This window comes from Pseudomonas sp. PP3 (assembly GCF_905336995.1).
In the GTDB taxonomy this organism is placed as follows: domain Bacteria; phylum Pseudomonadota; class Gammaproteobacteria; order Pseudomonadales; family Pseudomonadaceae; genus Aquipseudomonas; species Aquipseudomonas reinekei.
Genome location: NZ_HG995459.1, coordinates 5,747,831 through 5,769,585, shown reverse-complemented (window position 1 = coordinate 5,769,585; position 21,755 = coordinate 5,747,831). Strand labels below are relative to the sequence as shown.

The window sequence follows — 21,755 nt, the reverse complement described above, 5'->3', positions numbered from 1 at the left end:
AAGCGCCTCGGTGTGTCTGACATACCGCATCGCATCGATCGCCAGCAAGCCGACTCCTACAGGTGCGAGTTTATTGGTGGCTGTTCAAATAATCACCAATTACCTTGCGCCTCTCTCGCCCCTTCTCTACAATTGCGCCCCTTGCTGTGATGGCAGGCACCCACGTGTCTAGCGTCCTCAAGTCCATAAGTGTCATTCACTCCTTGTCTGACCGCTTTTGAGCGGCAGGCTACAACCCGTAAGGAGCATTCATGCGTCATTACGAAATCATCTTTTTGGTCCACCCGGATCAAAGCGAGCAAGTCGGCGGCATGGTTGAGCGTTACACCAAGCTGATCGAAGAAGACGGCGGCAAAATCCACCGTCTGGAAGATTGGGGCCGTCGTCAACTGGCCTACGCAATCAACAATGTTCACAAAGCTCACTACGTGATGCTGAACGTTGAGTGCACTGGCAAGGCCCTGGCCGAGCTGGAAGACAACTTCCGCTACAACGATGCAGTGATCCGTAACCTGGTCATCCGTCGCGAAGAAGCCGTTACCGGCCAATCCGAGATGCTCAAGGCTGAAGAAAACCGCAGTGAGCGCCGTGAGCGTCGCGACCGTCCTGAGCACGAAGGCGCTGAAAGCGCTGACAGTGATGACAGCGACAACAGCGATAACGCTGACGAGTAATCCACGGACCTTTTAAGGAGCCTATCAAATGGCACGTTTCTTCCGTCGTCGTAAATTCTGCCGCTTCACCGCTGAAGACGTGAAAGAGATCGATTACAAAGATCTCAACACTCTGAAAGCCTACGTATCCGAGACCGGCAAAATCGTTCCAAGCCGCATCACCGGTACCAAAGCTCGTTATCAGCGTCAGCTGGCCACCGCTATCAAGCGCGCCCGCTTCCTGGCCCTGCTGGCCTACACCGACAGCCACGGCCGCTGAGACCGGGCAGTCGACTCGTAGCAAAGGATTGAATGTATGCGTGCCTTGGCTGAGTTCATCATGCGGGGCCGTGTACAGGCCACTCTGGTAGTGGCTGGATGTGCGGCATTGCCGTTGTTGTATTGGTTGGGTGCTGCCGCTGGATGCCTTGTGCTCCTGCGGCGCGGATTGAAGGACGCCCTGGGCGTTCTTGCTCTGGGACTGCTGCCGGCATTGCTCTGGTGGCTTTACTCCGACGACCCACGGGCACTTCTGGTGCTGCTGGGGTCTGCGAGCCTTGCGCTGGTTTTGCGCGCAAGCGAGTCCTGGAACCGCGTGCTGCTGGTCAGCATAGCGATGGGAGTGGTGTTTTCAGTGGTGTTGGGGACGGCTTTTGGTCCCCAGATCGAGATGCTGGCGCAGGCTTTGATAAAAGTCATGCCGTCGCTACTCGGTGACGTTTACCAGAAGTTGTCGGTAGACGAACAAGCGCGTTTCGCGTCCCTGATTGCACCGGTCCTGACCGGCCTGATTGCGGCTTTGTTGCAAATCGTCAGCTTGTTGAGCCTGCTTGTCGGGCGCTACTGGCAGGCGTTGTTGTACAACCCGGGTGGTTTTGGTCGCGAGTTTCGCGCCATCCGCTTCCCGCTGTTGCCGGCGATGTTGCTGCTGGCGTGCATGCTTCTGGGACCGAACCTCGGTTCACAGATGGCCATGTTGACGCCGTTGTGCAGCGTACCGCTGGTGTTCGCCGGGCTGGCCCTGATTCACGGGCTGGTGGCGCAAAAGCGACTGGCCAGATTCTGGCTGGTGGGGATGTACGTCACGCTGTTGCTGTTCATGCAGCTGATCTATCCGTTGCTGGTGGTCTTGGCCATCGTCGACAGCCTGATTGATTTTCGCGGTCGTTCGGCACCGAAAGATGCCGATAGCGCGAACGGTGAAGGTTAAAAGTTAAGAGGATTTTCACATGCAACTGATCCTTCTGGAAAAAGTCACCAACCTGGGCAACCTGGGTGACAAAGTGAACGTTAAGGCTGGTTACGGTCGTAACTACCTGCTGCCTTACGGCAAAGCTACCGCTGCGACCCCAGCCAACCTGGCTGCGTTCGAAGAGCGTCGTGCCGAGCTGGAAAAAGCAGCAGCAGATCGTAAATCGTCGGCTGAAAGCCGCGCTGCCCAACTGGCCGAGCTGGAAGTGACCATCACTGCCACCGCTGGCGACGAAGGCAAGCTGTTCGGTTCGATCGGTACTCACGACATCGCTGACGCACTGACCGCCTCCGGCGTTGAAGTGCAGAAGAGCGAAGTTCGTCTGCCGAACGGCACCATCCGCAACGTAGGCGAATTCGACGTAGCCGTGCACCTGCACGCCGAAGTTGAAGCCACCGTACGCGTTGTCGTGGTAGCAGCTTAAGCAGCACTTGTCGGCTGGCACCCTCGGGTGCTTGCCGGTAACATCGGGCACGATCCTGTTTACAGGTCGTGCCCTTTGTCTTTCTGGTAACTCCTGTTTTTCAATCCCTGTTTTTTCTGAACAACCAAGTGGCCATGAACGAAATTTCCGCTCCTGAGCAATACGATCTGCAAACCGCCGCGCTGAAGGTGCCGCCGCATTCCATCGAAGCCGAACAGGCTGTTCTCGGTGGTCTGATGCTGGACAACAACGCCTGGGAGCGCGTGCTCGATCAAGTCTCCGACGGCGATTTCTATCGACATGACCACCGTCTGATTTTCCGTGCGATCGCCAAACTGGCCGATCAGAACATGCCGATCGACGTCGTGACCCTGTCCGAGCAACTGGATAAGGAAGGTCAGACTTCGCAAGTCGGCGGCCTCGGCTACCTCGGGGAGCTGGCGAAAAACACGCCATCGGTCGCCAACATCAAGGCTTATGCGCAAATCGTTCGCGAGCGGGCGACATTGCGCCAGTTGATCGGTATCAGCACCGAAATCGCCGACAGCGCGTTCAATCCGGAAGGCCGTACAGCCGCCGAGATTCTTGACGAGGCTGAGCGCCAGATCTTCCAGATCGCCGAGGCCCGGCCAAAAACCGGTGGCCCGGTGGGTGTGAATGATCTGCTGACCAAAGCCATCGACCGTATCGACACACTGTTCAACACCGACAACGCCATTACCGGCCTGTCCACGGGCTATACCGACCTCGACGAGAAGACCAGCGGCTTGCAGCCCTCCGACCTGATCATCGTCGCCGGCCGTCCGTCCATGGGTAAAACCACCTTTGCGATGAACCTGGTGGAAAACGCCGTGTTGCGCAGCGAGAAGGCTGTTCTGGTTTACTCGCTGGAGATGCCAGGCGAATCGCTGATCATGCGTATGTTGTCGTCCCTCGGCCGTATCGATCAGACCAAGGTCCGTTCCGGTCAGCTTGAAGACGACGACTGGCCGCGCCTGACCTCGGCGGTCAACCTGCTCAACGACCGCAAGCTGTTCATTGACGATACCGCCGGCATCAGCCCGTCTGAAATGCGTGCCCGGACCCGGCGACTGGTGCGTGAGCACGGCGAAGTCGGCCTGATCATGATCGACTACCTGCAGTTGATGCAGATTCCGGGTTCCAGCGGTGACAACCGGACCAACGAGATTTCCGAGATCTCCCGATCCCTGAAAGCCCTGGCCAAGGAATTCAACTGCCCGGTGGTGGCGTTGTCCCAGCTCAACCGTTCCCTGGAACAACGTCCCAACAAGCGCCCGGTGAACTCCGACTTGCGGGAATCCGGAGCGATCGAGCAGGACGCCGACGTGATCATGTTCGTTTACCGCGACGAGGTGTATCACCCGGAAACCGAACACAAGGGTATTGCCGAGATCATCATCGGCAAGCAGCGGAACGGGCCGATCGGCTTTATCCGCCTGGCCTTTATCGGTAAGTACACGCGATTCGAAAACCTGGCACCGGGTAGCTATAACTTCGACGACGACGAGTAAGTTATTTAGCGCCCTCAAGGGCCCCATCGCTGGCAAGCCAGCTCCTACAGGGGGCGCGTCGTACCTGTAGGAGCAAGCTTGCTCGCGATAGGGTCGACGCAATTTCCGACCATGGCCGTCGGAATTGGTCAAAATTTGTGCTATATTCCGCGCCCGCGAAATTCAATGAAAGCCAACACCGGTTATCGACATGCAAGCAGCCAAGCCGTTATTTGACTATCCAAAGTACTGGGCCGAATGTTTCGGGCCAGCGCCATTCCTGCCAATGAGCAGGGAGGAGATGGATCAGCTTGGCTGGGATTCCTGCGACATCATCATCGTCACCGGTGATGCCTACGTCGATCACCCGTCGTTCGGCATGGCAATCATCGGCCGGCTGCTGGAGTCTCAGGGCTTCCGAGTCGGGATCATTGCCCAGCCTAACTGGCAGTCCAAAGACGACTTCATGAAGCTTGGCGAGCCGAACCTGTTCTTCGGTGTCGCGGCCGGCAACATGGACTCGATGATCAACCGCTACACCGCCGACAAGAAAATCCGTTCCGACGACGCCTACACCCCGGGCGGCCTGGCGGGTAAACGTCCGGACCGCGCAAGCCTGGTCTACAGCCAGCGCTGCAAGGAAGCCTACAAAAACGTGCCGATCGTCCTCGGCGGCATCGAAGCGTCCCTGCGCCGCATCGCTCACTACGATTACTGGCAGGACCGGGTTCGCAACTCGATCCTGATTGATGCCTGCGCCGACATCCTGCTCTACGGCAACGCCGAGCGTGCGATCGTCGAAGTTGCCCAGCGTCTGTCCTACGGTCACAAGATCGAAGACATCACTGACGTGCGCGGCACTGCGTTCATCCGTCGTGACACGCCGAAAGACTGGTACGAAGTCGATTCCACGCGCATCGACCGTCCGGGCAAGATCGACAAGATCATCAACCCGTACGTGAACACCCAGGACACCCAGGCCTGCGCCATCGAGCAGGAAAAGGGTCCGGTTGAGGATCCGCAGGAAGCCAAGGTCGTGCAGATCCTGGCAAGTCCCAAGATGACCCGCGACAAAACGGTGATTCGTCTGCCTTCTGTGGAAAAAGTCCGTGGCGACGCTGTCCTCTACGCCCACGCCAACCGCGTGCTTCACCTGGAAACCAACCCGGGCAACGCTCGCGCCTTGGTCCAGAAGCATGGCGAAGTCGATGTCTGGTTCAACCCGCCACCGATTCCGATGACCACTGAAGAAATGGACTACGTGTTCGGCATGCCTTACGCGCGCATTCCGCACCCGGCGTACGGCAAGGAGAAAATCCCGGCCTACGACATGATCCGTTTCTCGGTGAACATCATGCGTGGCTGCTTCGGTGGCTGCACGTTCTGCTCGATTACCGAGCACGAGGGCCGGATCATCCAGAACCGCTCCGAAGAGTCGATCATTCGCGAAATCGAAGAGATTCGCGACAAGGTCCCGGGTTTTACCGGTGTGATCTCCGATCTCGGCGGCCCTACCGCGAACATGTACCGCATTGCGTGCAAGAGCCCGGAAATCGAATCCGCGTGCCGCAAGCCGTCGTGCGTCTTCCCTGGCATCTGCCCGAACCTGAACACCGACCACTCATCATTGATCCAGCTGTATCGCAGCGCTCGCGCCTTGCCGGGTGTGAAGAAGATTCTTATCGCTTCCGGCCTGCGCTACGACCTCGCGGTCGAGTCGCCGGAATATGTCAAAGAACTGGTGACCCACCACGTGGGTGGTTACCTGAAGATCGCCCCGGAACACACCGAGGAAGGTCCGCTCAACCAGATGATGAAACCGGGCATCGGCAGCTATGACAAGTTCAAGCGCATGTTCGAGAAGTATTCAAAGGAAGCGGGCAAAGAGCAGTACCTGATTCCGTACTTCATCGCTGCCCACCCAGGCACCACCGATGAAGACATGATGAACCTGGCCCTGTGGCTCAAGGGCAACGGTTTCCGTGCCGACCAGGTGCAGGCGTTCTACCCGTCGCCAATGGCCACCGCCACAGCGATGTACCACTCGGGCAAAAACCCGCTGCGCAAAGTCACGTACAAGTCTGACGCGGTGACCATCGTCAAGAGCGAAGAGCAGCGTCGTCTGCACAAGGCGTTCTTGCGTTATCACGACCCGAAAGGCTGGCCGATGCTGCGTGAAGCGCTGACCCGCATGGGCCGCGCCGACCTGATCGGGCCGGGCAAGAACCAGTTGATCCCGCTGCACCAGCCGTCCACCGACAGCTACCAGAGTGCCCGTCGCAAGAACTCGACGCCGGCCGGCAGCCACAAGGTTGCAGGGGAAAAGACCACCAAGATCCTGACCCAGCACACCGGCCTGCCACCACGCGCCAGCGATGGCGGTAACCCGTGGGACAAGCGTGAACAGGCCAAGGCGGCGGCGTTTGCCCGCAACCAGCAGGCGGCCAAGGAGCGCAAGGACGCGGCCAAAGGCAAGGGGCCAAAGCCCACCCGCAAGCCGGTCGTCCCGCGCTAAGCTGCGCTTGAGCTGAACAGAACGCCAACCTTCGGGTTGGCGTTTTGCATTGTGCGGTGAATTCCATTTGTGGCGAGGGCGCTTGCTCCCGCTCGGCTGCGAAGCAGTCGCCTATTTTGGGGCCGCTTCGCGCCCCAGCGGGAGCAAGGTCCCTCGCCACAGAAGCCGGGTGGCGCCACATTTACGTGCAATCGATTCAAACCATTTTCCCGCCTCGCCCGATTTTGGTGCTGTACTGCCTCAAGCAATCGGGGAAAGCGCCAGCGCTGCTGGATGGCATAAGTCTTGCGCGCTTTCCAATACGCTTAGGGCTCGCAGGAGGCACGCCGTGTCGATTCATGTCGCATTGCACCACGTCACGCATTACCGCTACGACCGCGCCGTTGAGCTCGGTCCGCAGATCGTTCGTCTGCGCCCGGCCGCCCACAGCCGCACGCGGATTCTGTCTTATGCGCTGAAAATCTCGCCCGAGCAGCATTTCATCAACTGGCAGCAAGACCCGCAGGGCAATTACCTGGCGCGGTTGGTGTTCCCGGAAAAAACCGATGAGCTGCGGATCGAAGTCGATTTGCTGGCCGAAATGGCGGTCTTCAATCCCTTCGACTTTTTTCTCGAACCCTACGCCGAGAAAATCCCGTTCACTTACGCCGCCGATGAGCGCAAGGAGTTGGCCCCTTACCTGGAAACGTTGCCCCTGACGCCCAGGTTCCAGGCCTATCTGGATGCCATCGACCGCACGCCACTGCCCGCCGTGGATTTCCTCGTTGCGCTCAACCAGCGCCTGAGTGAAGACATCGACTACCTGATCCGCATGGAACCGGGTGTGCAAACGCCTGAGTTCACCCTCGAACAAAGCTCCGGTTCGTGTCGCGATTCCGCGTGGTTGCTGGTGCAACTGCTGCGTAACCTCGGGCTGGCAGCGCGTTTCGTTTCCGGTTACCTGATCCAGCTGACCGCTGACGTGAAAAGCCTCGACGGTCCTTCCGGCACCGACGTCGATTTCACCGACTTGCACGCCTGGTGCGAGGTTTACTTGCCCGGCGCCGGCTGGATCGGCCTGGACGCCACCTCGGGGCTGTTCGCCGGTGAAGGGCATATTCCGTTGGCCTGTAGTCCCGATCCGTCCTCTGCGGCACCGATCACGGGGTTGGTGGAACCATGCGAGTGCGAATTCAGCCACGAGATGTCGGTTGAGCGGATTTGGGAGGCGCCCCGCGTCACCAGGCCCTACACCGATGATCAATGGCTGGCGATTCAGGCGTTGGGTCGGCAAATCGATGCTGACCTGCTGGAAGGCGATGTGCGCTTGACCATGGGCGGTGAGCCGACCTTCGTGTCCATCGATGACCCGGATGGTGCCGAGTGGAATACAGCGGCACTGGGGCCGGATAAACGACGTCTGTCCGCCGAGCTGTTCCAGCGCATGAGGAAGCGCTACGCGCCGCAAGGCCTGGTGCATTTCGGCCAGGGCAAGTGGTACCCCGGCGAGCAGCTGCCGCGTTGGTCGCTCAATGCCTACTGGCGCCGTGACGGGGTGCCGATCTGGAACAACAGCGCACTGATTGCCGACGAGCAGGAGGACTATGGCGCGACCGGCGAATTGGCCGGGCGTTTCCTGGCGAGTGTCGCCGAGCGACTGAAGATTCCTACGCGCTTTGTGTTTCCGGCCTACGAAGACAATTTCTATTACCTCTGGCGCGAAGGTACGTTGCCGCAGAACGTCAGCGCCGAAGATTCGCGCCTTGAGGAGCCCCTGGAGCGCGCACGTCTGCGCAAGGTCTTCAGTCAGGGGCTGGACAAGGTGATCGGCCAGGTCCTGCCGCTGGCACGCACCGCCAAGGGCGATCAGTGGCAGAGCGGTCGCTGGTATTTGCGCGATGAACATTGCCGCCTGGTGCCGGGGGATTCGCCACTGGGCTATCGCTTGCCGCTGGGTTCGCAGCCCTGGGTGAAAGCGGCGGAATATCCGTTTATTCATCCACAAGACCCGAATCAGGAGTTTCCACCGCTCCCCGACACCGCCCAATCGCAACGTCAGGGCACGGCGGCGCTGATTGAGGATCGAGTCCCGAAAATTGATGAGTCCGCCGACTGGCTGACCCGCACAGCGTTTTGCGCCGAGGCGCGTGAAGGCCGGTTGTATCTGTTCATGCCGCCCCTGGAGCGGGTCGAGGATTATCTGGAGCTGGTGGCTGCCATCGAAGCCACTGCCGAAGAACTGCGTTGTCCGGTGCTGCTGGAAGGGTATGAACCGCCAAGCGATCCACGGTTGAGCAACTTCCGCATTACGCCTGATCCGGGCGTGATCGAGGTCAACGTTCAGCCGTCCGCAACCTGGGACGAATTGGTCGAACGCACCGAGTTTCTCTATGAAGAAGCGCGCCAGACCCGACTGACCACCGAGAAATTCCTGATCGATGGTCGACACACTGGAACCGGCGGCGGTAACCATTTCGTACTGGGTGGCGCGACACCGGCTGACTCACCGTTTCTGCGGCGTCCGGATTTGCTGCGTAGCCTGATCAGTTACTGGCATAACCATCCTTCGCTGTCCTACCTGTTTTCCGGGCTGTTCATCGGCCCGACGTCCCAGGCGCCACGCGTCGACGAGGCGCGAAACGATGCCTTGTATGAACTGGAAATTGCCTTTGCACAGATGCCTGAACCGGGCGAAGCGTGTGCGCCGTGGCTGGTCGACCGGTTGCTGAGAAACCTGCTGATCGATGTCACTGGCAACACCCACCGCGCCGAATTCTGTATCGACAAGCTCTACTCGCCCGACGGCGCGACGGGGCGCCTTGGTTTACTTGAACTGCGCGCCTTTGAAATGCCGCCGCATGCACGCATGAGCCTGGCTCAGCAGCTGTTGCTGCGGGCGCTGGTCGCACGGTTCTGGCGTGAGCCTTACGCGCCGCCAAAACTGGCGCGCTGGGGCACGGAGCTGCACGACCGGTTCCTGTTGCCGCACTTTATCGAACAGGATTTTGCCGACGTCATCGTTGATCTCAACGCTGCCGGTTATCCGGTACGGGCCGAATGGTTTGCGGCGCATCTGGAGTTTCGTTTTCCCAAGGTCGGCGATTACGCCGTCAGCGGTATTGCGCTGGAGCTGCGTCAGGCACTTGAGCCTTGGCACGTATTGGGCGAAGAGGGCGCGGTCGGTGGCACGGTGCGGTATGTGGATTCGTCTCTGGAGCGCTTGCAAGTCAAACTCAGTGGTTTGCCGCCGCAGCGCTATCTGCTGACCTGCAACGGCATTCCGGTGCCGTTGCAGCCCACCGGGCGTGTAGGAGAATTCGTTGCAGGCGTGCGTTTTCGTGCGTGGCAACCGACCAACTGTCTGCAACCGACCATCCCGGTCCACGCACCGCTGGTGTTCGACCTGCTCGACACGTGGATGGGGCGTTCACTGGGCGGCTGCCAGTATCACGTGGCGCATCCCGGGGGCCGCAACTACGAGACCTTGCCGGTGAACGCCAATGAAGCCGAGAGCCGTCGTATGGCGCGTTTCTTCCGGATCGGACACACGCCTGGGAAACTTCCTATCCCGATTCTGGAAATTAACGACGAGCTGCCGATGACTCTCGATTTACGACGTTTCTAAACCGTACGCGACGCTCGGATTTTTCGTATATCCGGGCGTCATGAGCCTGCGTTAGTCTGACCGTTCATTGCTGTCTGCCGAGCTTTCCATGCCTGACCTGCTAGACCGCTACCCGCTCACGGCGGGCACCTATCACGAACTGCTCGACGACAGCGGGGCCGTGCGCCCGCATTGGCGTCGATTGTTCGACCAATTGCAGCGCAGTTCGCCGGCGCAACTGGTGCAGCGTCAGGCCCTGCTGACCCGGCAGATTCAGGAAAACGGTGTTACCTACAACGTCTACGCCGACCCCAAGGGCGCCGATCGGCCGTGGGAGCTGGACCTGCTGCCCCACGTCATTGCCGCTGACGAGTGGGAACAGTTGTCTGCCGGCATTGCCCAGCGTGCGCGGTTGCTCAATGCGGTGCTGGCTGACCTCTATGGCCCGCAACGCCTGATCGCCGAAGGCCTGCTGCCGGCCGAACTGGTGTTTGGCCACAACAACTTCCTTTGGCCCTGTCAGGGTATCAACCCGCCTGACGGCGCTTTTCTGCATCTGTATGCCGTGGATCTGGCGCGTACCCCCGATGGTCGTTGGTGGGTCACGGCGGACCGCACTCAAGCGCCGTCGGGTGCCGGTTATGCACTGGAAAACCGCACCATCGTGTCGCGGGCCTTTCCCGAGTTGTACCGCGATCTGAAAGTGCAACACCTGGCCGGCTTCTTCCGCACGCTGCAGGAAACCCTGGCGCGCCAGGCGCCGAGCGATGAAGACGCGCCGCTGGTGGTGCTGCTGACACCGGGGCGTTTCAACGAAAGCTATTTCGAGCATCTGTACCTCGCGCGTCAGCTCGGTTATCCGCTGGTGGAGGGTGGCGACCTGACGGTGCGCGATGCCACGGTCTACCTGAAAACCCTCAGCGGCCTGCGCCGGGTTCATGCGGTCATGCGCCGGCTCGACGACGATTTCTGCGACCCGCTGGAGCTGCGCACCGATTCGGCCCTTGGCGTGCCGGGCCTGTTGGAAGCCGTGCGGCGGGGGCGAGTGCTAGTGGCCAATGCCCTTGGCAGCGGTGTGCTGGAGTCGCCAGGGCTGCTGGGCTTCCTGCCGAAGATCAATCAATTCCTGTTTGGTGAAGAATTGATCCTGCCGTCCATTGCGACCTGGTGGTGCGGTGAAGCGCCGGTGTTGGCCCAGGCCCTGGAAAAACTGCCGGAACTGCTGATCAAACCGGCGTTTCCGTCGCAAAGTTTTATACCGGTGTTCGGCCGGGATTTGAGTGAAAAACAGCGTCAGGAACTCGCCGAGCGCATGCAGGCACGTCCTTACGCCTACGTTGCGCAAGAATTGGCGCAATTGTCCCAGGCGCCGATCTGGCAAGCCGAGGGCGGCATGCTGCAACCCCGGGCCATTGGCATGCGCGTGTATGCGGTGGCCAGCCGCGAAGGCTATCGGGTGCTTCCTGGCGGATTGACCCGCGTGGCCGCCGAAGCCGACGCCGAAGTCGTGTCGATGCAGCGCGGCGGCGCCAGCAAGGACACCTGGGTGCTGGGCGACCGTCCGCCCAGCGGCGAACAATGGAAAGCCCAGCGCAACATCGGCGTGCACGATCTGGTGCGGCGCGATCCGTACCTGCCGTCGCGGGTGGTGGAGAATCTGTTCTGGTTTGGTCGTTACTGTGAACGCTGCGACGACAGCGCCCGGTTGCTGAGGATCATGCTGGCGCGCTACGTCGACGGCGATGACCCGCAGGCCCTGCAAGCGGCGGTCGAGCTGGGCGAACGGTTGATGCTGTTGCCTGACGAAGGCGAGCTGCCCGAGCGCTTGCTGGCGGCGATACTCGGTGATGACTGGCCGTTCAGCCTTCGCTCCAACCTGCAACGCTTGCAATGGGCGGCGTCGCAGGTGCGGGGCAAGCTTTCACGGGAGAACTGGCAGGCGTTGGTGGAATTGCAGCGCGAGGCCATTGAGCTGGAAACCGATGAGCCGGATTTCGGCGAGTTGCTCGATTTTCTCAACCGTCTGGTGATGTCCCTGGCGGCACTGTCCGGTTTTGCCCTCGACGACATGACCCGGGATGAAGGCTGGCGCTTCCTGATGATCGGTCGGCGTATCGAGCGTCTGCAATTTCTCAGTGGCAGCCTGGCGGCCTTTCTGCGCGGTGCCGGGGCGTTCGACCAGGCGGGATTGGAGTGGCTGCTGGAGCTCGGCAACAGCAGCATCACCTACCGCTCGCGGTATCTGGCGGTGGCGCAATTGATCCCGGTGCTCGACCTGTTGCTGCTCGACGAACAGAACCCGCACGCGGTGCTGTTCCAGTTGAAGCTGGTGACCCGCACCCTCAAACGTCTGAACGATGACTTTGGCGCGCCGCGCGAGGCAGGGCTGCCGTTGCTGGTCGAACGACTGGCGCGTTTTGATCTGGGCTGCCTGGAGAATCCGCTGTTCGGCGAAAGCAGCGTACGCGCGGCCCTCGATGGGTTGGCTGATCTGCTGCAAGCGATCGCCGACGCCAGCGGGCAGGTCTCGGATCGCCTGGCCTTGCGCCATTTCGCGCATGTCGATGATGTCAGCCAGCGCACGGTGTCTGTCTGATGAGCGCCCATTACCAGATTTTCCACGACACCCATTATCACTACGACAGCCCGGTGTCCCTGGCTCAGCAGCTGGCGCACCTGTGGCCGCGTCCTTGTGCCTGGCAACGCTGCACCGATCAGCAGTTGCAGATCAGCCCTGACCCCACCTCGCGTCGTGATGAGCTGGACGTGTTCGGCAATCCGTTGACCCGGCTGGCGTTTGAGCGTCCCCATGATGAACTGCTGGTCAACGCCAGCCTCACGATCGAAGTACTGCCCCGGCCGGTGCTGGACTTCAATCGTTGCCCCGTGTGGGTAGACACCCGCAGTGCGCTGACCTACAGCGGCCAGCCGCTGTCGCCTGAACTGCTTGACGCCTGCCGTTACCGCTTCGAATCACCCTATGTGCATTTGAAGCGCAACTTCGTCGAATATTCCGCGAGTTGCTTCCCGCAAGGGCGGCCGCTGTTGCTTGGGGTTCAGGCCCTGATGGAGAAAATCTTCAGCGAGTTCACCTTCGATGCCGAAGCGACCCAGGTGGCGACGCCGTTGGTGGAAGTGCTGGAACGTCGGCGCGGTGTCTGTCAGGACTTCGCTCATTTGATGCTCGCTTGCGTGCGTTCACGGGGGCTGGCTGCTCGATACGTCAGCGGCTACCTGCTGACCCAGCCGCCACCCGGCCAGCCACGATTGATCGGCGCAGATGCGTCCCATGCCTGGGTGTCGGTGTATTGCCCGGTGCTGGGGTGGGTTGATTTCGATCCAACGAACAATGTGCAACCGGCGCTTGAGCACATCACTTTGGCCTGGGGGCGAGACTTTTCCGATGTGTCGCCGCTGCGTGGGGTGATTCTCGGGGGCGGCAATCATGATCCGGAAGTCAGCGTCACCGTGATGCCCTTGGAGTAATGAAGATCGACTGGAGGCGCGAGCTGTTTGCGATAGCGGATTGTCAGTCACAGAAATGTTGACTGTCCCACCGTCTTCGCGAGCTGGCTCGCTCCCACAGGGAACTGTATGTTCATTCAAGATTTGAGTTTTTCAGGTTGGCCTGTGAGGGTCAGCAGCAACGCTACCAACCCTGGACACAGATCCGGTGGGCCTGATCAGATCATCCGGCCCGGAGGGTTTCAGGCGTCGGGCGCCTGATCTTTCGGTGCATCAACATCATCTTCTGCTGCCACTTCACCATCAGGGTTCAGTGCTGCTTCTTCAGCTGTAGCTTTCTTGCGCTGAAGTTTTTCCTCTTTCTTCTGCTCCTTTGCCAAGTCACGCTGACGTTTGGCGAAGGAATAATTGGGTTTAGCCATGGGCGATCCTCTGGGGTCGAAGGTGAGGTTGAGCGGCGCGTATTCTGCCCTGTATCGGTGCCAAGTCGTTAGTCGGGTTTTTGCTCGACCCACTTGGGCAGTACGCTCGGCTGCCAACTATCGAGCGCGTCGAGCAGCGTTTGCGGCGATTCGCTCACCTGCAGCATGTCACGGTGCGGCGCGCGAACGAAGCCTTCGCCGACGATGTGATCAAGAAAACCGGTGAGTTTGCTGTAGAAACCGTTCACTTCCAGCAAACCGAGCGGTTTTCCGTGGTAGCCGAGCTGGCCCCAGGTCCAGACTTCGAACAGCTCTTCCAGGGTGCCGAGGCCGCCGGGGAGGGCAATGAAGGCGTCGCTGAGTTCGGCCATCCGCGCCTTGCGCGCATGCATACCGTCGACCACTTCCAGGCGGGTCAGGCCTTTATGGCCGATTTCTTTATCCATGAGGCTTTGCGGGATGATGCCCACCACATCACCGCCGGCTGCCAGCGCGGCATCGGCCACAATGCCCATCAAGCCCACGGCACCGCCGCCATAGACCAGGGTCAGCTTGCGCTCGGCCAGGGCTTGGCCCAAGGCCACAGCCGCTTCACGATAAGCCGGATGGGTGCCGGTGCTGGCGCCACAAAATACACATACGGATGTTAAAGACATGCCTTGCTCCATGGTCGATCAGGGCCACAGAGTAAAGGCAGGTGCTCGGCGCTCCAAGGGCTAAACTTCCCGCTTGGGCGTTTCATAAGTGCCGCTGGCGCCACAGGCATAGGCGGCGAGCAAGCTGCACAACAGGCTATTGATGGACATGACAGACGCTCCGTTGATTGAGGACGGTCTGATCATAGGGCCGGTCCAGACGCTTGGCCGGTAGATTGTTTGCATCGATGTCATAGCCTGAAAGTTGTATACAATTTTTGATTCAAGTCATATGAACTTGCGAAGTTTTCAGGCAGTCTTCTGTCCATTCGCATTTTTCGTTAACCCTGCCTTGGAGATTCACCATGTTTGCCAAACTTGTTGCGGTATCCCTGTTGACGCTGGCCAGCAGCCAATTGATGGCTGCCGAGTGCAAAGTCACCGTTGACTCCACTGACCAAATGTCCTTCAACACCAAGGCCATTGAGATCGACAAGAGCTGCAAGACGTTCACCGTCGAACTGACCCATTCCGGCAACCTGCCGAAGAATGTGATGGGCCATAACTGGGTACTGAGTAAAGAAGCCGACATGCAGCCGATCGCCACCGATGGCCTGAGCGCCGGCATCGACAAGCAATACCTGAAAGAAGGTGATGCCCGTGTGATCGCGCACACCAAAGTGATCGGCGCCAAGGAAACCGACTCGGTGACCTTCGACGTGTCGAAGCTGGATGCCAACGAGAAATACGGTTTCTTCTGCTCGTTCCCGGGGCACATCTCGATGATGAAAGGCACGGTTACGCTGAAGTAAGCCGAAATACTGCGTCATCGTTCATCGCTGGCAAGCCAGCTCCCACAAAGTTCTGTGTCGGACACAGCATGTGTGGACAGCTGAAACCCTGTGTGGGCTTGCCCGAGAAGAGGCCGGTAAATCGACGCATTCTCCGGCCAAAGAAAAGCCCGCTGAAGCTCAACGCTTCAGCGGGCTTTTTCATTCAGTCACGCCTCAAGGCGCAAACGGCATCACACGCTTGTGATGGGTCTTGTTGTACGTATCGCAAATGATTTTGAACGCTTCCTCGCGCACCGGCTGACCATGCAGGAACGCATCGATCTCGGCATAAGTCACGCCGTGGGAAGCTTCGTCCGGCTTGCCGGGTGACAGGTCTTCAAGGTCGGCGGTCGGGACCTTTTCCACCAGGGATTCCGGGGCGCCGAAGCTGCGGGCAATCGCCCGGACCTGGTTTTTCACCAGCCCGCTCAGCGGTGCGAGGTCGCAAGCGCCGTCACCGAACTTGGTGAAGAAGCCCATCACCGCTTCCGCTGCGTGGTCGGTGCCGATCACCAAACCGTGGGCCGCACCGGCGATGGTGTACTGGGCGACCATGCGCATGCGGGCCTTGGTGTTGCCGAGCACGAAGTCCACCGACACCGCGTGCTTGCCTTCGAACGCCGCCACTTCATTGGCCAGGGATTTGACCGCCGGACCGATGTTCACGGTGTGGCGCTCGTCCGGCTTGATGAAGTCCACCGAAGCCTGGGCATCGTGTTCATCGAACTGGGTTTCATACGGCAGGCGCACGGCAATGAACTTGTAGCCGCCGTCACCGGTGCGCTGGCGCAGTTCGCGCATGGCGCGCTGGGCCAGCAGGCCGGCGGTCAGCGAGTCGACGCCGCCACTGATGCCCAGCACCAGGGTCTTGAGCCCGGAATTGATCAGGCAATCCTGAATGAAGGTAATGCGCCGGGCGACTTCTGCCTCGAGGGCGGCGTCATCGGCGAACGGCGGTTGAACCTTGAGCTGCTCAGCAATCTCACGCTGTACGGCTTGCATGAATTCACTCCTTGCTAGATAGACTGGATGAGGCAGGAACCTGGAAAACGTGTCGCAAATAGGCGACGAAATTCGGGTCTTTACAGTGAGTCTTGCCTGGCTCGTCGGAGATCTTCGCCACCGGCTGGCCGTTGCAGGCGGTCATTTTAAGCACGATGCTCATCGGTTCGACACCGGGAATGTCACAGGTCAGGTTGGTGCCGATGCCGAAGCTGACATTGATCCGACCTCGCAGGGCCCGGAATATCTCCAGGGACTTGGGCAGTGTCAGGCTGTCGGAGAAGGTCAGCGTCTTGCTCATCGGGTCGATGCCAAGCTTGTGATAGTGAGCGATGGCTTTTTCCGCCCAAACCACCGGATCACCCGAGTCGTGGCGCAAACCGTCGAAAAGCTTGGCGAAGAACAGGTCGAAATCACCGAGGAAGGCATCCATGGTGATGCAGTCGGTCAGCGCGATCCCCAGCAGACCCCGGTATTCACGGACCCAGCAATCAAGGGCGGCAATCTGGCTGTCGATCAACCGTGGCCCGAGTTGCTGGTGCGCCATGATCCACTCGTGGGCCATGGTGCCCAGCGGTTTCATGTCCAGCTCCCGGGACAGGTGCACGTTGCTGGTGCCGACGAAACGGCCAGGGAAGTCGTGCTTGAGCACATTGACCACTTCTTCCTGCACGCGGTACGAGAAGCGTCGACGCGTACCGAAATCGGCAACCTGCAGTTCCGACAGTTCGTCGCTGCTGGCGTTGGCCGTCAGCCAGTCGAACTTGCGATAGAGCTGCTCGCGGGCCTGTTCGAGGACGATCTCACGGTAGCGAAAGCGGTTGCGCACTTCGCTGACGATCGCCAACAGAGGGACTTCGAACAAAATCACATGCAACCACGGGCCTCGCAGGCGGATGAACAGTTCGCCATTCTCGATGCCGGTGTGGACGTAACGCAGGTTGAACCGAAACAGCCCGAGAAAGCGCAGGAAGTCCGGTTTCAGGAAGCTGATGCGCTCGAGGAAACCCAACTGATCGGCGCTCAGGCTCAATTGCGACAAACGCTCGATCTGGTAACGAATCTCCGCCAGGTACGGACGTAGATCTTCACTGTTACGGCAACGAAACTCCCATTCGACTTCGACGTTCGGGTAGTTGTGCAGCACCGCCTGCATCATCGTCAGTTTGTAGAAGTCGGTGTCGAGCAGGTTCTGCACGATGCGATCGGCAAACACACTCTCGCTCATAACGGGGGTTCTCCACAGGGAATAAGGCTAGTGGCGCATATCGGTGGTGGGTATTGCCAGCAATTTTTTGGACACCAGATCTCTTGTGGCCAAGGATTTTTGTCTGGGCCTAAGCGTGTGGAGTGGCCGGGCTATCAACCTGCTCCAGCATCCACTTCACGAAATCTCGCACCTTGGGCACTTCCGCCGAATGCTCCGGGTATGCCAGGTAATAGGCATCGGTGCTGGGCATTGCATGCTGCCAGGGAATGACCAGCTTGCCGTCCGCCAGTTCCTCTTCCACCAGAAAACGCGGCAGCAACGCTACGCCGCAGCCGACTTGCGCCGCACGGATGCACATATAAAAGGTTTCGAAGCGCGGGCCGTGGTAGCTGTGTTCGGTGTGATAGCCCTGGCTGTCGAACCAGTCATGCCACGCCTGAGGCCGAGACGCGTTTTGCAGCAGGACCAGGTCGGTGAGTTGCGTCGGGTCGGTGAATGGTGTGTCGGGCAGGCTGCCGGGGGCACACACCGGAACCAGCTCTTCACTGAACAGCTTCAGGCATTCGGTGCCAGGGCGCGAACCCTGGCCGAAATAGAACGCCAGGTCGCTGCGACCTTGCAGCAGATCGTCGGCTTCCTGTTCGTTGCACAGGTCCAGATGGATCGAGGGATGACGCAGGCGCCAGCCTTTCAGGCGTGGGACCAGCCAGCGCGCGCCGAAGGTCGACGGCGTCGAGACGCGCAGGACTTCTGTCTCGCCGCCGTAGGAACGCAGGTAATGGGTCGACATCTCGACCTGCGTGAGAATTTTCCGGACCTCCACCAGGTACAAATCGCCCGCCGGGGTCATTTGCAGGCGTCGTCGTACGCGACGGAACAGCAGGTGCTGCAACAGTTCTTCCAGTTGCGCCACCTGCTTGCTGACGGCGCTCTGGGTCAGGTTCAGTTCTTCGGCGGCCCGAGTGAAGCTCAAATGCCGGGTCACGGCTTCGAAACACTGCAGGGCAGCGATCGATGGCAAATAGCGTTTGTTCAGCATGGGCGGTCCTTTTGTTCTTGTCTCTTTATTGCCGGCAATGCACAGCATGAATAAACGGAATGATATCTCTCTTAATGGTCGTTTGTTGAGTAACCTCCGGGGAGCTAAAACTACAGGTCTGATCAGCCGCGATTGTCCGGCTGCACACGTTCCGTTTTTTGCTTGAGGAGTGACCCATGGTTGCCGCATTGCTTGATCGTCTTGGTGTGAACCCGGCCCTGTACCAGAACGGCAAGGTGCCTGTGCATTCGCCTGTCGACGGCAGTCGCATCGCCGCCGTGAACTGGGAAGGTGCCGCTGAAGTCGAGCAGCACATCAGTCGCGCAGATCATGCGTTCGAGCTGTGGCGCAAGGTCCCGGCGCCGCGCCGTGGCGAGCTGGTGCGTCAACTGGGCGACATTCTGCGTGAATACAAGGCCGATCTCGGCGAGCTGGTGTCCTGGGAAGCGGGCAAGATCACTCAGGAAGGCCTGGGTGAGGTCCAGGAGATGATCGACATCTGCGACTTCGCCGTCGGCCTGTCCCGTCAGTTGTACGGTTTGACCATCGCTTCCGAGCGCCCTGGCCACCACATGCGCGAAAGCTGGCACCCGCTGGGCGTCGTCGGCGTGATCAGCGCGTTCAACTTCCCGGTCGCCGTCTGGGCCTGGAACGCCACGCTGGCGCTGGTCTGCGGTAACCCGGTGATCTGGAAACCGTCGGAGAAAACCCCGCTGACCGCGCTGGCCTGCCAGGCGCTGTTCGATCGCGTGCTGAAGAACTTCAGCGACGCCCCCCCGCACCTGAGCCAGGTGATTATTGGCGGTCGCGATGCCGGCGAAGCCCTGGTCGATGATCCGCGTGTCGCGCTGGTCAGCGCCACCGGCAGCACCCGCATGGGTCGCGAAGTGGCGCCGAAAATCGCCGCACGTTTTGCCCGCAGCATTCTGGAACTGGGCGGCAACAACGCGATGATCCTCGGCCCAAGCGCCGACCTGGACATGGCCGTTCGCGCCATTCTGTTCAGCGCCGTCGGCACCGCCGGTCAGCGTTGCACGACGTTGCGTCGCCTGATTGCCCATGAGTCGGTGAAAGAAGAGATCGTCACCCGCCTCAAAGCCGCCTACTCCAAAGTGCGCATCGGCCACCCACTGGAAGGCAACCTGATCGGCCCGCTGATCGACAAAAACAGCTTCGAGAACATGCAGGACGCGCTGGAGCAGGCCCTGAGCGAAGGCGGCAAGGTGTTCGGCGGCAAGCGTCAGCTCGAAGACAAATTCCCGAATGCCTACTACGTAGCGCCGGCCATCGTCGAAATGCCGGAGCAGAGCGAGGTGGTCTGCCACGAAACCTTCGCGCCGATTCTGTACGTGATCGGTTACAGCGATTTCAACGAAGCCCTGCGTCTGAATAACGCTGTACCGCAAGGTTTGTCCTCGTGCATCTTCACCACCGACGTGCGTGAAGCCGAGCAGTTCATGTCGGCGGTGGGCAGCGACTGTGGCATCGCCAACGTCAACATCGGCCCGAGCGGTGCGGAAATCGGTGGCGCGTTTGGTGGCGAGAAAGAAACCGGTGGCGGTCGTGAGTCCGGTTCCGACGCATGGCGCGGCTACATGCGCCGTCAGACCAACACCGTGAACTACTCGCTGGAGTTGCCGTTGGCGCAGGGTATTACGTTCGACTGATGCTCGGTCGTACAGTGATCCCCTGTGGGAGCGAGCAGGCTCGCTCCCACATGAACTGTGTGTTGGTTAGGTTTCTGTTGGAGTCTGGCAATGCCGTTACGCGAAGAGTGTCTGTGGGAAAAACTGACGCCGCAAAGACCCGACAACGCGGCGCTCAAGGGGGAAGTAAAGGTTGATGTCTGCGTCATCGGCGCCGGTTTCACCGGACTGTCGGCGGCGGTGCATTTGCTGGAACAGGGCAAGACCGTTTGTGTGCTGGAAGCCCATCGCGCGGGGCATGGCGGGTCGGGGCGCAACGTCGGGCTGGTCAACGCCGGAATGTGGATTCCACCGGACGAAGTCGAGGCCGGGTTCGGCGAAAAGGTCGGCAGCCAGCTCAATCGCATGCTAGGGGCGGCGCCCTCACTGGTTTTCAGCCTTGTGGATAAGTACAACATCGATTGCCAGCTCCGTCGCGAAGGCACGCTGCACATGGCGCACAACGCCCGTGGCGAAGCGGATTTGCGCAGTCGTGAAGAACAATGGAAACGCCGTGGCGCGCCGGTTGAATTGCTCACCGGCCAAGCCTGTGAACAAGCCACGGGTACCAGGAAAATCGCCGCCGCGTTGCTCGATCGCCGTGCTGGCACGATCAATCCGATGGCATACACCACGGGGCTGGCCAAAGCGGCCATCGGCCTCGGCGGTCAATTATTCGATCATTCCCCGGTGACCCGACTCGAACGTCAGGGCCAGCGCTGGTCGGTGCAAACCGCGCAGGGCTCGGTGCTGGCCGAGCAAGTGGTAATCGCTTCCAACGCCTACACCGAAGGCGCCTGGACCGAACTGCGGCGCAATTTCTTCCCCGGTTATTACTACCAAGTGGCGTCGGTGCCGCTGATCGAAGACGCTGCGCAGCAGATTTTGCCCGGTGGCCAGGGGTCCTGGGACACCCGGCAAGTGCTCAGCAGCATTCGTCGAGACAAGGACGGGCGCTTGCTGCTGGGCAGTCTGGGGAATGGCAATCAGAAGCCAGCCTGGTTTCTCAAGGCCTGGGCCGACCGGGTGCAACAGCATTATTTCCCCTACCTCAAACCGGTGGAATGGGAATGCACCTGGACCGGTTGCATCGCATTTACTCCCGATCATTTGATGCGCCTGTTCGAACCGGCGCCCGGTTTAGTGGCAGTCACCGGTTACAACGGTCGGGGCGTGACCACGGGAACGGTGGTCGGTAAAGCGTTTGCCGATTACCTGTGTAACGGAAATCCTCAAGCGCTACCGATTCCCTTTGCGCCCATGCAGCCATTGGCCGGGGTGGGGTTGCGCAGTTGTCTGTATGAGGCGGGTTTTTCGCTGTATCACGCGGGCCAGTGCTTGCGCATTGTGATCTGATTGTTGAAATTTGTTGCTGGGAGCGGCGCTTTTCGGCGCAGCGGCTAGCCTGTAATGGTGCGGGTTGTAGCAGTCCCGCACCAGCAGTGTGCAGTTCGGTGACGCGCGTTGTTACAGGCTGGTTGCACGCCGTTTAGTGTCGCGGTTGCAATGATGGCGCGGGCGGGTTG

Annotated in this window: 17 protein-coding genes; 12 read left to right on the top strand and 5 right to left on the bottom strand. The window is 60.0% G+C overall.

Annotation, left to right across the window (positions count from 1 at the left end; genetic code table 11):
- Positions 1–251: 251 nt before the first annotated feature.
- The 9 genes from rpsF to KHO07_RS26155 all read left to right on the top strand — a co-directional run bounded on the left by rpsF (position 252) and on the right by KHO07_RS26155 (position 13,424).
- Positions 252–674: a 30S ribosomal protein S6 gene (rpsF, locus tag KHO07_RS26195; protein ID WP_003217491.1), complete on the top strand. Its 423-nt coding sequence runs from the start codon at positions 252–254 to the stop codon at positions 672–674.
- Positions 675–702: 28 nt separating this feature from the next.
- Positions 703–933: a 30S ribosomal protein S18 gene (gene rpsR, locus KHO07_RS26190; RefSeq protein WP_002551829.1), complete on the top strand. Its 231-nt coding sequence runs from the start codon at positions 703–705 to the stop codon at positions 931–933.
- Between the two features lie 36 nt (positions 934–969).
- A complete protein-coding gene (locus tag KHO07_RS26185) occupies positions 970–1,863 on the top strand; it encodes a hypothetical protein (RefSeq protein WP_212625918.1) in 894 nt (297 codons plus the stop codon).
- A gap of 19 nt (positions 1,864–1,882) precedes the next feature.
- Complete coding sequence (gene rplI, locus KHO07_RS26180; RefSeq protein WP_034149636.1) at positions 1,883–2,329, top strand: 50S ribosomal protein L9; 447 nt, start codon at positions 1,883–1,885, stop codon at positions 2,327–2,329.
- A 134-nt stretch (positions 2,330–2,463) separates the two neighbouring features.
- Positions 2,464–3,861 (top strand): replicative DNA helicase, encoded by a 1,398-nt coding sequence (dnaB, locus tag KHO07_RS26175; protein WP_150705315.1) that lies wholly within the window; start codon positions 2,464–2,466, stop codon positions 3,859–3,861.
- 190 nt (positions 3,862–4,051) lie between these two features.
- The gene (locus KHO07_RS26170; RefSeq protein ID WP_150735776.1) at positions 4,052–6,355 is read left to right on the top strand and encodes a YgiQ family radical SAM protein; all 2,304 of its coding nucleotides are present in this window, start codon (positions 4,052–4,054) and stop codon (positions 6,353–6,355) included.
- Between the two features lie 328 nt (positions 6,356–6,683).
- On the top strand, positions 6,684–9,959 hold the full coding sequence (locus KHO07_RS26165) for a transglutaminase family protein (protein ID WP_212625917.1): 3,276 nt from the start codon (positions 6,684–6,686) through the stop codon (positions 9,957–9,959).
- 88 nt (positions 9,960–10,047) lie between these two features.
- Positions 10,048–12,534 carry a circularly permuted type 2 ATP-grasp protein gene (locus KHO07_RS26160; protein ID WP_150735773.1) on the top strand — a complete coding sequence of 829 codons (2,487 nt, stop codon included), beginning with the start codon at positions 10,048–10,050 and terminating at the stop codon, positions 12,532–12,534.
- Positions 12,534–13,424, top strand: a complete 891-nt coding sequence (locus KHO07_RS26155; protein ID WP_212625916.1) for a transglutaminase family protein — start codon at positions 12,534–12,536, stop codon at positions 13,422–13,424. The genes KHO07_RS26160 and KHO07_RS26155 overlap by 1 nt, the downstream gene beginning before the upstream one ends.
- Before the next feature lie 221 nt (positions 13,425–13,645).
- Here the strand turns inward: KHO07_RS26155 and KHO07_RS26150 are convergent, their stop codons facing one another.
- Together KHO07_RS26150 and KHO07_RS26145 are read right to left on the bottom strand one after the other, a co-directional pair.
- Positions 13,646–13,825 carry a hypothetical protein gene (locus tag KHO07_RS26150; protein ID WP_034149642.1) on the bottom strand — a complete coding sequence of 60 codons (180 nt, stop codon included), beginning with the start codon at positions 13,823–13,825 and terminating at the stop codon, positions 13,646–13,648.
- A gap of 68 nt (positions 13,826–13,893) precedes the next feature.
- Positions 13,894–14,481, bottom strand: coding sequence for a TIGR00730 family Rossman fold protein (locus KHO07_RS26145; protein ID WP_150735771.1), 588 nt, complete (start codon positions 14,479–14,481; stop codon positions 13,894–13,896).
- Positions 14,482–14,825: 344 nt separating this feature from the next.
- Between KHO07_RS26145 and azu the strand changes: the two genes are divergently transcribed.
- Positions 14,826–15,272, top strand: coding sequence for an azurin (gene azu / locus KHO07_RS26140; protein WP_150735770.1), 447 nt, complete (start codon positions 14,826–14,828; stop codon positions 15,270–15,272).
- Positions 15,273–15,467: 195 nt separating this feature from the next.
- On the opposite strand, the gene nadE is transcribed toward azu, so the two are convergent.
- The 3 genes from nadE to KHO07_RS26125 all read right to left on the bottom strand — a co-directional run bounded on the left by nadE (position 15,468) and on the right by KHO07_RS26125 (position 18,544).
- The gene (gene nadE / locus KHO07_RS26135) at positions 15,468–16,295 is read right to left on the bottom strand and encodes an ammonia-dependent NAD(+) synthetase (protein WP_150735769.1); all 828 of its coding nucleotides are present in this window, start codon (positions 16,293–16,295) and stop codon (positions 15,468–15,470) included.
- A gap of 4 nt (positions 16,296–16,299) precedes the next feature.
- A complete protein-coding gene (gene pncB, locus KHO07_RS26130) occupies positions 16,300–17,523 on the bottom strand; it encodes a nicotinate phosphoribosyltransferase (protein ID WP_150735768.1) in 1,224 nt (407 codons plus the stop codon).
- Positions 17,524–17,632: 109 nt separating this feature from the next.
- Positions 17,633–18,544: a LysR family transcriptional regulator gene (locus KHO07_RS26125; protein WP_075947761.1), complete on the bottom strand. Its 912-nt coding sequence runs from the start codon at positions 18,542–18,544 to the stop codon at positions 17,633–17,635.
- Positions 18,545–18,720: 176 nt separating this feature from the next.
- Between KHO07_RS26125 and KHO07_RS26120 the strand changes: the two genes are divergently transcribed.
- Both KHO07_RS26120 and KHO07_RS26115 read left to right on the top strand, forming a co-directional pair.
- Complete coding sequence (locus KHO07_RS26120) at positions 18,721–20,211, top strand: aldehyde dehydrogenase family protein (protein WP_212625915.1); 1,491 nt, start codon at positions 18,721–18,723, stop codon at positions 20,209–20,211.
- Positions 20,212–20,301: 90 nt separating this feature from the next.
- Positions 20,302–21,585 (top strand): FAD-binding oxidoreductase, encoded by a 1,284-nt coding sequence (locus KHO07_RS26115; RefSeq protein WP_212625914.1) that lies wholly within the window; start codon positions 20,302–20,304, stop codon positions 21,583–21,585.
- Positions 21,586–21,755 lie beyond the last annotated feature (170 nt).